An 11773-nucleotide genomic window follows, 5' to 3' on the forward strand; every position below is an offset into this window, starting at 1 on the left:
GTTACTGTTTGACGCTCCGTCGTCTGAAGGCCCCCGATCCCCATGCCCAACACCCCGCTTCTCGACACCGTCAAGTTTCCCGCCGACACGCGGGGCTTCGACATTCCCCAGCTGAAACAGCTGGCGGACGAGGTGCGGGCCGAGACCATCGACGCCGTGTCCGTCACCGGCGGGCACCTGGGCGCCGGTCTGGGCGTGGTCGAGCTGACGGTCGCCCTGCATCACGTCTTCGAGACGCCGGACGACATCCTGATCTGGGACGTCGGACACCAGTGCTACCCGCACAAGATCCTGACCGGGCGGCGCGATCGGATGCGCACCCTGCGTCAAGGCGGCGGCCTGTCGGGCTTCACCAAGCGCTCCGAGAGCGAATACGACCCGTTCGGCGCAGCCCACGCCTCGACCTCCATCTCGGCGGCGCTGGGCTTCGCCGCCGCGCGCGACGCCAAGGGCGGGAACAACCGCGTCGTGGCCGTCATCGGCGACGGCTCCATGTCGGCGGGCATGGCCTATGAGGCGATGAACAACGCCGCCGAGGCCACCAGCGGCCAGCTGATGGTCATCCTGAACGACAACGACATGTCGATCGCCCCGCCCGTCGGCGGCATGAGCGCCTATCTGGCCAAGCAGGTCTCGGGCGGCGCCTATCAGAACATCCGCAAGGTCGGGAAGAAGTTCGTCGACCATATGCCGCGCCCCTTCCGCGACGCCGCGCGCAAGGCCGAGGAATACGCCCGCGGCATGATCGTGGGCGGCACCCTGTTTGAGGAGCTGGGCTTCTACTACGTCGGGCCGATCGACGGTCACGACATGGAGAATCTGGTCCCCATTCTGAAGAATGCGGCGGCCATCACCGACCGCCCGGTCCTGGTCCACGTCGTCACCCAGAAGGGCAAGGGTTACGCCCCGGCCGAAAGCAGCGCCGACAAGCTGCACGCGGTGGTCAAGTTCGACGTGGTGTCGGGCAAGCAGGCCAAGTCCGTCTCCAACGCCCCCAGCTACACCAAGGTGTTCGGGACCGAGCTGATCAAGCACGCTGAAGCCGACCCGACCATCATGGCCATCACCGCCGCCATGCCGTCCGGCACGGGGCTGGACCTGTTCGGCCAGGCTTTCCCGGACCGCACCTTCGACGTCGGCATCGCCGAGCAGCACGCCGTGACCTTCGCCGCCGGCCTGGCCGCCGATGGGATGAAGCCGGTCTGCGCCCTCTATTCGACCTTCCTGCAGCGCGGCTACGATCAGGTCGTCCACGACGTGGCGATCCAGTCCCTGCCGGTGCGCTTCGCCATGGACCGGGCCGGTCTGGTCGGGGCCGACGGCGCGACCCACGCCGGGTCGTTCGACATCGGCTATATGGGCGCCCTGCCGGGCATGGTGCTGATGGCGGCCTCGGACGAGGCCGAACTGGCGGCGATGATTTCGACCTCGCTGGCCATCGACGACCGCCCCAGCGCCTTCCGCTATCCGCGCGGCGAGGGCGTCGGCGTCGACATCCCCGAACTGGCCGCCCCGCTGGAGATCGGCAAGGGCCGCATCGTCCGCGAAGGCACGTCCGTCGCCATCCTGTCGCTGGGCACGCGCCTGCAGGAATCGCTGAAGGCCGCCGACATGCTGGCCGCGCGCGGCGTCTCGGCCACCGTCGCCGACGCCCGCTTCGCCAAGCCGCTGGACGCCGATCTGATTCTGCGGCTGGCCCGCGAGCATGAGGCGCTGATTACGGTGGAAGAGGGCGCCATGGGCGGCTTCGGCGCCTTCGTGCTGCAACTGCTGGCCGAAAAGGGGGCGCTGGACGCGGGCCTGAAGATCCGCACCCTTCACCTGCCCGACATCTTCCAGGATCAGGACAAGCCCGAGGCCATGTACGCCCAGGCCGGCCTGAACGCCGAACACATCGCCGCCGCCGCCGTGACCGCCCTGGGCGTCGACGCCAGCCGGGCTGTGCGAGCGTAAACCGATCTTCCTTCTCCCTTGTGGGAGAAGGCGGCCCGTCAGGGCCGGATGAGGGGTTTCTCCGAAATCCGATGAGGAGTTGCGAGGCGAGTGTCGCGCAACCCCTCATCCGTCAGGCTTCGCCCGCCACCTTCTCCCGCAAGGGGAGAAGGACAAGGAGCGCAATACCCCGATCATGCCCGCCACCAGCGGATGATGCACGGTGTCGCCGGATCACAATCGACCATCCCCCTCGGCCCCTGTGCTAGACTGCATCCGGGCCGAGAGGGGATTTCAGACGATTCAGACGAATTGGACTCTATTTTTTCCTTCTCTCACCAGAGGCGGAAAGGGGTCACAGCACTCCGATCATGCTGGCCACCAGCGGATGGCGCACGATGTCGCGTTCGGCCAGTCGGACGACGGCGATTTCGGGCACGGCCTCAAGTCTGTCGGCGATATCCGACAAGCCCGATACGCCGGGCAGCAGGTCCGACTGGTGCGGGTCGCCCGTGACCACCATGGTCGAGTGCCAGCCCAGACGGGTCAGCAGCATCTTCAGTTGGACGTAGGTGCAGTTCTGCGCCTCATCCACGACGATGAAGGCGTTGTTCAGCGTGCGGCCGCGCATATAGCCGATGGGGGCGATCTCGATCAGGCCCTCGGCCATCAGCGCCTTGACCCGCTTCATCGACAGACGGTCCGACAGGGCGTCGTAGAGCGGCCGCAGGTAGGGGGCCAGCTTGTCCTCCATGTCGCCGGGCAGGAAGCCGATCGATTCCCCGGCCTCGACGGCGGGGCGGCTCAGGACGATGCGGCCGACCTTGCCCGCCTCCAGCGCCTCGACCGCCTTGGCGACGGCCAGATAGGTCTTGCCGGTGCCTGCCGGGCCGAGCGCCAGCACCAGATTGGCGTGGTCGACGGCCTCCATCAGTTCGGCCTGGCCGTCGGACTTGGGCTTCAGCGTCTTGAGATAGCCCTGGTCCCGCTCGTCGTTCGAGGGCAGAGGCGACCAGCCGCCGACGCGGGCGGGCAATCGCCGCACCTTGGCGTCCTGAATGAATTCGGGCGAGATCCAGCACGCCTTCGCGCAGCTGACGCTTGATGGCCGATCGTTTGCTCATGGACGCCTCCAGGGCATGAAAAAAGGCGAGCCCGGCTGGGTCTCGCCTTGGTCGTCGGTGGGGGAGGTGGGGGCCGAAGTCGCGCAGCCGTCCCGAACGGTCGCAGGGTCTTCGCCGCAGCAGGTGCGTCGCCGTCCCCGGACGGGTCGTGAACACGCCAAGCGCATTCTCCAGCGTCTGACCGGACCGGGCTTGATCCGGCTTCGGATCCGGGGGCGAATGGGGCCGTCCGAATCGCATCAACAGACTGATGCTAACGTGGTTTATGAAGGGTTAAAGCCTTCATTTCGATAAGGATAGGCGGTGTACGGATGAGTGTTTACAGTCTGGAAGACAGCAAGCCCCAGCTTCCGCCCGAGGGCGAATACTGGATCGCGCCCAGCGCGACTGTTCTAGGAAATGTGATTCTGCATCCGGGCGCCAGCGTCTGGTTCAACGCCGTGGTGCGGGGCGACAACGATCCCATCATCATCGGAGCCGACAGCAATATTCAGGACGGCAGCATCCTGCACACCGACATCGGTTCTCCGCTCACTATCGGCGCGGGGGTGACGGTGGGGCACAAGGTCATGCTGCACGGCTGCGAGATCGGCGACAACAGCCTGATCGGCATCGGCGCGGTCGTTCTGAACGGAGCGCGCATCGGGAAGAACTGCCTGATCGGCGCCAACGCCCTGATCACTGAAGGCAAGGTCATTCCCGACAACAGCCTGGTCATGGGCCAGCCCGGCAAGGTGGTGCGGGAATTGGATGAAGGACAGATCGAAGGGCTCCGGATGTCGGCGCAGCACTATGTCCAGAACTGGCGGCGCTATGTGACGGGCCTGAAGCCGATCGGCTGAGCCGTCGCACCACAATGGCACGGCTCACAATGGGACAGCCCTGGGGATGGGCGAGCCGGAACGGCGCAAACTCGCGTCGGAGGGGATGAAACCGCCCAATGTCGGACGCCTGAAACGGCCCGGCGCTTGCATCGGTCCTGCCGACGATCAATGCAGGAGTCCGATCCCATGCGGATAGGGATTACGAAAATGCTGGCGGGCGCCGTGGCCTTCATGGGGCTGATGGCGCTCGCGGACACGGCTGCGGCGCAGTGCGGGCCTTCGAGCTGCCTGCCGCCTCCGCCGCCGAACCCCCCGATCTTGCCGCCTTCGCCGCCGATCACCCCGCCGGTGACGCCGCCGGGCGGCGGCGGATGCGGTCCCAGCGGCTGCCTGCCGCCGCGTCCGCCGGTGACGCCGCCTTGTGGCGGCGGGGGCTGCCTGCCGCCTCCGCCTCCGACGTGCTGTGGCTCGGGCGGCGGCAATGTGAATGTCAACGTGAACGTCAATGCGAACGCCAGCGCCAACGCCTCGGCGCGCGCCTGGGCGGGATCGCGCGCGGCTTCGACCGTCATCGTCGCCGGCGGGGGCGGGGCCTATTTCAACGTGGATCAGCCCTATCCCACTACGATCCAGGGGCTGAACGTCCAGGGCGGGATGCAGGCGGTGCAGGTGCCCTTCACCGCATCGCGCCGCATCGAGAAGCAGGTCGTGCTGCAGGCCGTCTGCATCGACGACCGTAATGTGCCGCACCCGGCGTCCCAGGTCATTCCGGGCCGGGACGTCAGCAACAGCTATGACGGCGAACTGTACCGCTGCCTGGCGGGCACCAAGCTGCAGTGGACGGTCAGCGAGGCGGAAGGCGCGCCGGGCGAGACCCTGCTGTGCAACAAGCGCGAGGCGCTGTGGCACGGTGCGGGCGGTCGTCTGGAATGCCGTCCCGAGAAGGCGGCGCGCGACTGCAACGAGCGTTCGCTGCTGCGCCGCTACGGGGCCGGCGTGAAGGTCCTGACCATGATCCGCGAAGAGACCTACACCGAGTATCGCGAGGAAATGGTCGAGGCCGCCGCCTCTACCGGAATGATCATGATGGACGGCGGGGTCGGCGGCCGGGTTTTCTGAACCGGCTGTTCAGCCTGGCGACAGACGCCGGCGTCTAGGGTCAGGCATCGACTCTCCGTCGATAGGCCTAAACGACTGGGCCCCGTTTCTTGCGGAACGGGGCCCTTTCTTCGTTATTGCGCGGCGTTGACCGAGACGACCTCGGCCTTCCACGCCGTATCGGGCTTCAGATACTGGCGCGCGGCCGCCTGGATGTCGGCGGCGGTGAAGGATTCCAGATCGCTGATGTGCGTCTGGATCTGCTCCAGGGAGGCGGGCCTGGCGGCCAGATCCTCCAGTTGGCCGAGCCAGTATTCGTTCCCGGCCTGGCTGCGGCGCAGGGACTCGATCACCGGCAGACGGGCGCGGTTCAGTTCGTCCTCGCTGACCGGCGTGTCGCGCAGATCGGCGATGATGGCGTCGACGGCCGTGAAGAAGGCGCTGAACTTGTCGGGCGCCGTATCGGCCGTGATCGAGATGGAGCCGTACCCCTTGAACACGTCGGACGCCGAGGCGCGGACGCTGGGCGAATAGGCCAGGGCCTGCTTCTCGCGGATTTCGTCCAGGACGCGTAGCTTCAGCACCTCGGCCAGAATGGCGGCCTTGCGGGACTCGGTGCGGTCGGCGACGGCGTCGGTGGTCGGCCAGGCGATATAGGCCAGGCCCTGCTCCGCCGGACCGGCGTGGGTCAGGCGGATCGGCTCGGCCGTCGGCGCCGGGAAGCGACGCTGGTCCGAACCGGCTATCGGCTGGGCCGCCGGCGCGCGCGCGGGCAGGGCGGCGAAGGTCGAGGCGACCGAGGCGACCGCGTCCTCCACCTTGACGTCGCCGACCATGACGATGTCGATCGGGCCGGAGGCCAGGCCCTGGACCACGCCCTGCTTCAGGTCATCCAGAGTGAAGGCGGCGATCTCCTCCGGCGAGGGCATGGATTCGCGCTTGTCGCCGCTGGCCAGCAGGCCGCTGGCCTGAAGGCTGAAGGCGCCGCTGGGGGTGGCCATCTGCTGGGCCATGAACTGCGGCAGGACGGCCTTGATCTGCTCGAACGGCGCGGGGCGCAGGCCCGGGTCGGTCAGATAGGCGGCCAGCACCTGCATCTGCAGTTGCAGGTCGGCCGGGCGGGTGGCTCCCGACAACTGATAGGCGTCGCCGTCGATGGCGAACCCGGCGCCATAGATCTTGCCGGTCAGGACGCGGTTCAGCTCGTCCGCCGTCAGCTTGCCCAGACCGCCTGCGGTGAAGACCATCGGGGCCAGGGACTGCGACGTGAAGCGGTCGGTCGGCAGGCCCATCTCGCCGATGCCGGTGCGGACCGAGATCAGGATCTGCTGGTCCTTGAAGGCCGTCGGCTTGACGGTGAGGCGCACGCCGTTGGGGAAGGTGACGACGGTGGCGCCGACGGCGGCGACCTCGGTGGTCGAGGCGGGCGTGGCGGCGGCGCCGAAGTCGGCGTAGGGCCATTCCAGCGCCGCCTGTTCGGCCGGAGCGGTCACCGGCGTGGCGCGGCTGGCCTCCAGCAGGGCGGTGACGCCGGCCTCGCCGCCCTCGATCGGCTCGGGCGTGATGACCAGGGCCAGGGGGCCTTGGCCTTCAAAGGCGCGCTTGACCTCGGCGCTGACCTGTTCCGCCTTGAGATCCTTCACTGCGGCTTCGAACAGGGCGAGGTTGGCGGCGGGCGAGGAGAAGACGCGGTCGTCATTGACGGCGCCCAGCAGGGCGTTGGCCAAGGCCGGGGTGCTGCGCGTCGCGGCCGCCTGGACGGCGTTTTCCAGCGCCGTGCGGGTGTTGGCGATCTCGCGATCCAGTTCGACCTGCGAGACGCCGAACTGAACCAGACGGCGCTGCTCCTGCTCGATGGTTTCCAGCGCGCGCTGGATGCCGCCAGGATTGAAGGCGGCCGAGACGCTGCCGAGATCCAGGGTCTTGAATAGGGTCGCCTGGCCGCCGCCGGCGCCGATGAAGGGCGGGTTGTCGGCGCGGGCCAGTTCGCCCAGGCGGCGGTTCAGCACGGCCATGCCCAGGTTCTGCAGCAGGGCGTCGCGACGTTCCGAAGCCGTGTCGGGATCAAGGTCCGGGTTGCGGATCCAGTTCAGCTGGACCGAGGACTGCACGCCCGGCTCGACCAGGATGCGGGTCTCGGGCTGGCGCGGGGCCACCTGTCCCAGATCGGGCTCGGGACCGTCGGCGGCCTTGGGCGTCCAGTCCGAGAAGGTCGCCTTGATCTTGGCTTCCATCTGATCGACGTCGAAGTCGCCGACCGCCACCATGGTGGCGCGTTCGGGGCGGTAATAGGCTTCGTAGAACTCGACGAAGCGCTCGCGCGGGGCGCTGCGGATGATGCTGAGGTCGCCGATGGGCAGGCGGTTCGACAGCCGCTGGCCGGGCGCCAGCAGGGCGATCTGCGCCTTCAGCGAGCGCAGGGCGGGGGTGTTGCGCAGCCGCTCTTCACCCTCGATCACGCCGCGCTCGGCGTCGATGTCCTCGGCCTTCATCAGGGCTTCGGAAACCTGTTCGCGCATGATCCGCAACGAGGTGTCGACCGTCTCGTCGTTGGTGCGCGGCAACTCCAGCGTATAGGCGGTCTGGTCGAAGCTGGTGAAGGCGTTGGTGTCGGCGCCGAAGGCCAGACCCAGACGCTCCAGAATCCGCAGCAACTCGTTCTCGGGCACGTTCGTCGTGCCGTTGAAGGCCATGTGCTCCATGAAGTGGGCCAGACCCAACTGGTCTTCATTCTCCATCAGCGAGCCGGCCGCGATCCGCAGGCGCAGCGACGCCTGGCCCGGCGGGGTGGCGTTCCTCATGATGGCGTAGCGCATCCCGTTGGGCAGGACGCCGAAGCGCACGGCCGGGTCGGCGGGAATGTCGCTGGCCGCCTGGGGCCAGGGTTTGGAGGGCTGCGCGTCCTGCGCCGCGACGGCCGAGGGCGGCGTCAGGGCGATAGCGGGAAGCGCCGCGCCGCCCATCAGGGCGAGGCTGGACGCGGCAAGCAGAAGCAGGCGACGAGGGGATCGCATTCGGTAGTCTCCGCGACGTGCGAGCGGGCGGCCCCCGGGACTGATTGCGGCCCTGCACGTGATGACAGGCGCGAAGCTTCTTCAGCTTCGCGCCTGTTTACGGTGACAAACGAACTTGACTGCCTCAAGTTACCGAAAGTTAATCCGGGACCTTCGTTCAGGGGCGGGTGACGTAGAAGCTCGCGGTATTGCCGACGGCGTTGGCGCCGGCGACGACGTTGCGGCCCCAGCCGTTGATGGTGGTGGTCGCCGTGGCCCGCACGTCGCCCATGTTGGTCTGGCTGTTGCGCGCGTTCAGATCGCCGCCGCAGGTCGAGCAGGCGAAGCCGGTGACGGCGTTGCCCGCCGCATTGGCCCCGACATAGGCGTCATAACCGTTCTGACCCGTGAAGCCGGCGCTGGCGGTGACGCCGCCGGTGTTCAGCTGGGTGTTGTTGATGTTGACGTAGATGTCGTTGTTGCCGGCATGGACCTCGTTGCCCACGGCCTCGGCCGTCGAATAGGCGGCGCCGAAGTCATAGGAGCTGAGCTCGGTTCGCGACAGCACCTCGGCCGAGTTCTGCTGATCCACGTCCACGACCAGCGAACCGCCCTGGTTATAGAAGGCGGCCTGGTTGGAGGCGGCGCGGCTGCGTCCGGCGATGTCCCAGGCGTTGCCCGCCCACACGCCGGTCCAGGCGGTGACGCCGGCGCCCGAGGCGTTCTGGCTGACCGCCAGCTCCTGGTGCGAGTTCGGCGTCGAGGTCGCCTGCACCGCATTGGCCGAAGCCTGGCTGCTGAAGACGGCGGGGGCGGGGGCGTAGGTGAAGCGGGCTTCGTTCTCGGCGTAGATCTCGCCGGTCAGATTCTGGTTCGTGCGGCCGGTGACGGCGCCGCGCTGCTCGCCGGTGCCGCCGGCGCCCAAGGCGACGGTGTTGCCGATGGCGTCGGCCGAGACGTGACCGCCGTAGTTCAGCCGCGCGCCGGTCTCCACGATCTGGCTGCGCGCCGTGACGTCGCCGTTCAGATTCTGGCCGGCGTCGACGTCGATGCCGGTGTTGACCGCGGTTCCGGCCAGATAGTTGCCGCGCGCCTGGGTCACGCTGTTCACATAGCCCGTGTCGCCGTGCAGCGTCAGGGAAGTGTCCGCCACGGCGGCGCCCTGCATGTCCTGGGTCGAGCGGATGTCGGCGGCGCGGCCCTCGGCGCCGCCGGACAGGGCGTTGCCCATGGCGGCGTTCGACACGGCGACGTTGTCGCTGACGTTGACGACGTTCAGGCGCTGACCGCTGATGACGTCGCCCAGGTTGAGCTGTTCATTCAGGACCAGACCGCGATCCTGGGCTTGAGCTTGAGCGAAGGGGGCCTCAGCGGCCGCCGCGACGCACAGCGCTGTCGCGGCGATCGTGCCAGCGAGACGGGTCGGCGCGAGTTTGGCCATTGTTCGTGTCCGTATTTGCGTAAGCGGGATAGTAGCCGCCGGTCGGGCCCACAGGGCTGTCGGCCAGCGGGTCGTTGGCGGGGTTGAGGCAGATTTCCGGGCCGGGGGCGCCGTAGAGGTTGGCCATGAACTCGACCGTGGCGCGTTCGACCAGGGCGCGAACCGCCAGCTGGACCGGCTCCAGGCCGCTGGACCCGGCCGAGATGTCGAAGACGTTGCCGTTCAGGAAGTCGAACACGCCCGCCGACACTTCGCGGCCGACGATCTGCTTCTGATAGGAGACGACGTCCACGACCTCCAGGGTGGTGGTCTGCACCAGGCGCAGGTCGATCGCGACGTTCATCACGAACACCTTCCCGGTGATCAGGCCCGAGCCGCCGTTCTGCTCCACCTCGCCGCCGGCGATGTCGAAGCCGCCCGAGCGGATGTTGTAGTTCACCTCGGTGATGCCGCCGACCACATAGAAGTCGGAGCCCGGCACCTGGCCGGCCAGGATGCGGCGGAAGGCGGCGTCCTGGGGCGCGCCGTTCGGCACGTCGTCGCCGATCAGCTTGTTGTTGGCGTAGCGCAGCTCAAGCTCGGACACCGAGGTGTCATAGCGCTCGACGATGCGGGCGCCGGCCTTGGCCAGGGCGGTGTTGGCCATCAGGGACGCGCCCTGGGTGATCTGGCGACCGCCGTCCGAGGAGATGGAGCCCGTGTAGTCGCTGATCCGCCCTACGGCCATTCGCGGCGAGGGCAGGTTGTAGCGGCGCGCATAGTCGGCCAGGCAGTACAGCGCCGTCGAATAGGGCGTCGGGTTCGACGTCACCGGCGCATTGCCGATCGGCTTGGCGTACTGGCCCGACGGACCGGCGGTGGTGCTGACGCAACCGCCCAGCAGGGCGGCGGCGGCGGCGACGCAGCCCAGGGCTCGGACGGGCGAACGGCGGATGGCGGAGATCTTCATGGACGCGGCCCGTTCAGGGTGGTGCCGGCGTTGATGTCGCCGGTGTTGGTCTGGGTGGAGTTGACGACGACCGTGTTGCGGTTGCCCTGGACGACCACATTCAGGTTGTTGCCGATGGCGGTGGAGCCGCCGATGTTCGTGCCGGAGCCGACGCCGCCGCTGAAATGGCTGGACGAGGAGCTGCTGTCGCTGCGCGAATAGGCGCTGCCGTTCTGCTGGATGATGCCGTCGACGACCAGGCGGTTGCCGTTGGCGTCGCGGGTGGTGCCGCGGCTGGCCTGCGCCGTGGTGTAGCGCGAGGCGCCGTAGCCGGCCTGGAACTGGCCTGCGCCGGCCGAGCCGGTCGACTGTGCGACTGCCGAACCGGCGGGCAGGGCCGCCAGCACGGCGGCGGCCGCTACGGTCATGAGTGTCAGGCTATGAGACGACATAAGGCGCTCCCGAAATCTTCTGGAACGGCTCACGCAATGACCGTGCCATACGATTTCAGTGTCGTATTGGCGCAAAACGGCGTCTTGAGATCGGATGCGACTGGCCCCATCAAGGGCGAATGTCCCAATCTGACGCCCGTTCGCCGCGGCCGCCGCGTGAAAAGATCTTCAACGCGCCCTTCCTGCCCCTGCTGATCGCAGCTTCCATGCCGGTGCTCTTCTATCTGCAGGAGCGACTTCCCGATCAGGGACTCTCCATGGCCTTCGTCCCTGCGGACCTGTGGCGCGGACAGTGGGCGGGCCTGTTCACCTCCATGCTGCTGCACGGCGGCTGGGCCCATGTGACCATGAATGCGGTGGGCGCCCTGGCCTTCGGCGCGCCGGTCGGCCGGCTGATGGAGCGCGGGCCGGGGCCGCTGGTCTTCATTCTCTTCTATATAGCGGCGGGCGCCGTGGCGGCGCTGGGCTATGGGCTGGTGCATCCGAACAGCATGGCGCCGCTGGTCGGGGCTTCGGGCGCGGTCTTCGGTCTGATCGGCGCCGCGACCCGGCTGATGGGCGGGCATGGACGCGTCCTGCCTCTGTTCCATCCCATGGTGTTGCGGGCCTCGGCCGCCTGGATGGCGGTGAATCTCATTGTGGGCCTGATCGGCCTTGCGCCCGGCGCGGACGGCGCCCGCATCGCCTGGGAGGCGCACGCGGTCGGCTTCCTGTTCGGCATCGTCGCCATCGGCCCCATCGGCGGGTGGTTCGCCGCACGCCGTGATTTGCCTATCGGCGGAGTCTGAGCGAACCTGTCTTCCATCTTGCGGCCGGTCCGCGACACGCGGACGACGGCCTGCCCATAAGGAGGAAGTCGCCATGCTGGTCGCCGAGATTCTCAAGGGCAAGGGAGACGCGGTCTTCACCCTGGCGCCCGACGCCTCGCTGAATGACGCCTGCGCCGAACTGGAGCGCCGCCAGGTCGGGGCGCTGATCGTC

At 68.1% G+C, this 11773-nt stretch carries 9 protein-coding genes and 1 pseudogene (1 of these 10 running past the window's edge); 5 read left to right on the forward strand and 5 right to left on the reverse strand.

Translation table 11 applies throughout. From position 1 onward, the window contains the following. Positions 1-42: 42 nt before the first annotated feature. Positions 43-1953 (forward strand): 1-deoxy-D-xylulose-5-phosphate synthase, encoded by a 1911-nt coding sequence (gene dxs, locus AC52GN_RS03545; RefSeq protein WP_496528195.1) that lies wholly within the window; start codon positions 43-45, stop codon positions 1951-1953. A 334-nt stretch (positions 1954-2287) separates the two neighbouring features. Here the strand turns inward: dxs and AC52GN_RS03550 are convergent. Next, positions 2288-3068, reverse strand: a pseudogene (locus AC52GN_RS03550) (PhoH family protein). Between the two features lie 299 nt (positions 3069-3367). On the opposite strand from AC52GN_RS03550, the gene AC52GN_RS03555 reads away from it, so the two are divergent. Both AC52GN_RS03555 and AC52GN_RS03560 read left to right on the forward strand, forming a co-directional pair. After that, on the forward strand, positions 3368-3898 hold the full coding sequence (locus AC52GN_RS03555; RefSeq protein ID WP_343828923.1) for a gamma carbonic anhydrase family protein: 531 nt from the start codon (positions 3368-3370) through the stop codon (positions 3896-3898). A gap of 168 nt (positions 3899-4066) precedes the next feature. Further along, positions 4067-4999 carry a hypothetical protein gene (locus AC52GN_RS03560; RefSeq protein WP_496528196.1) on the forward strand — a complete coding sequence of 311 codons (933 nt, stop codon included), beginning with the start codon at positions 4067-4069 and terminating at the stop codon, positions 4997-4999. 113 nt (positions 5000-5112) lie between these two features. On the opposite strand, the gene AC52GN_RS03565 is transcribed toward AC52GN_RS03560, so the two are convergent. The 4 genes from AC52GN_RS03565 to hfaA form a co-directional block, all read right to left on the reverse strand. After that, positions 5113-7992 (reverse strand): M16 family metallopeptidase, encoded by a 2880-nt coding sequence (locus AC52GN_RS03565; RefSeq protein ID WP_496528197.1) that lies wholly within the window; start codon positions 7990-7992, stop codon positions 5113-5115. Between the two features lie 157 nt (positions 7993-8149). After that, the gene (gene hfaD, locus AC52GN_RS03570; protein ID WP_496528198.1) at positions 8150-9412 is read right to left on the reverse strand and encodes a holdfast anchor protein HfaD; all 1263 of its coding nucleotides are present in this window, start codon (positions 9410-9412) and stop codon (positions 8150-8152) included. Further along, the gene (gene hfaB, locus AC52GN_RS03575) at positions 9339-10361 is read right to left on the reverse strand and encodes a holdfast anchoring protein HfaB (RefSeq protein WP_291778378.1); all 1023 of its coding nucleotides are present in this window, start codon (positions 10359-10361) and stop codon (positions 9339-9341) included. Before hfaB ends, hfaD begins: the two co-directional genes overlap by 74 nt. Further along, entirely contained in the window at positions 10358-10768 is a 411-nt protein-coding gene (hfaA, locus tag AC52GN_RS03580) for a holdfast anchoring protein HfaA (RefSeq protein WP_291778381.1), read from the reverse strand. The genes hfaB and hfaA overlap by 4 nt, the downstream gene beginning before the upstream one ends. Positions 10769-10911: 143 nt before the next feature. Between hfaA and AC52GN_RS03585 the strand changes: the two genes are divergently transcribed. Together AC52GN_RS03585 and AC52GN_RS03590 are read left to right on the forward strand one after the other, a co-directional pair. After that, positions 10912-11580 carry a rhomboid family intramembrane serine protease gene (locus AC52GN_RS03585; protein ID WP_291778383.1) on the forward strand — a complete coding sequence of 223 codons (669 nt, stop codon included), beginning with the start codon at positions 10912-10914 and terminating at the stop codon, positions 11578-11580. Between the two features lie 73 nt (positions 11581-11653). Then, positions 11654-11773, forward strand: partial view of a CBS domain-containing protein gene (locus AC52GN_RS03590; RefSeq protein ID WP_496528199.1) — the 5' end (the start) only. 309 nt of this gene lie beyond the right edge of the window; the window shows 120 of its 429 coding nt (coding positions 1-120); the start codon lies at positions 11654-11656; the stop codon falls past the right edge of the window.

Source organism: Brevundimonas sp. SS2672, assembly GCF_059579685.1.

What these genes read in the sequence shown, in the direction of transcription:
- AC52GN_RS03560 (WP_496528196.1), top strand. Translation starts at nt 4,067, where the DNA reads ATGCGGATAGGGATTACGAAAATGCTGGCGGGCGCCGTGGCCTTCATG.
- hfaD (WP_496528198.1), bottom strand. Translation starts at nt 9,412, where the DNA reads ATGGCCAAACTCGCGCCGACCCGTCTCGCTGGCACGATCGCCGCGACA.
- hfaA (WP_291778381.1), bottom strand. Translation starts at nt 10,768, where the DNA reads ATGACCGTAGCGGCCGCCGCCGTGCTGGCGGCCCTGCCCGCCGGTTCG.
- hfaB (WP_291778378.1), bottom strand. Translation starts at nt 10,361, where the DNA reads ATGAAGATCTCCGCCATCCGCCGTTCGCCCGTCCGAGCCCTGGGCTGC.
- AC52GN_RS03555 (WP_343828923.1), top strand. Translation starts at nt 3,368, where the DNA reads ATGAGTGTTTACAGTCTGGAAGACAGCAAGCCCCAGCTTCCGCCCGAG.
- AC52GN_RS03565 (WP_496528197.1), bottom strand. Translation starts at nt 7,992, where the DNA reads ATGCGATCCCCTCGTCGCCTGCTTCTGCTTGCCGCGTCCAGCCTCGCC.
- dxs (WP_496528195.1), top strand. Translation starts at nt 43, where the DNA reads ATGCCCAACACCCCGCTTCTCGACACCGTCAAGTTTCCCGCCGACACG.
- AC52GN_RS03585 (WP_291778383.1), top strand. Translation starts at nt 10,912, where the DNA reads ATGTCCCAATCTGACGCCCGTTCGCCGCGGCCGCCGCGTGAAAAGATC.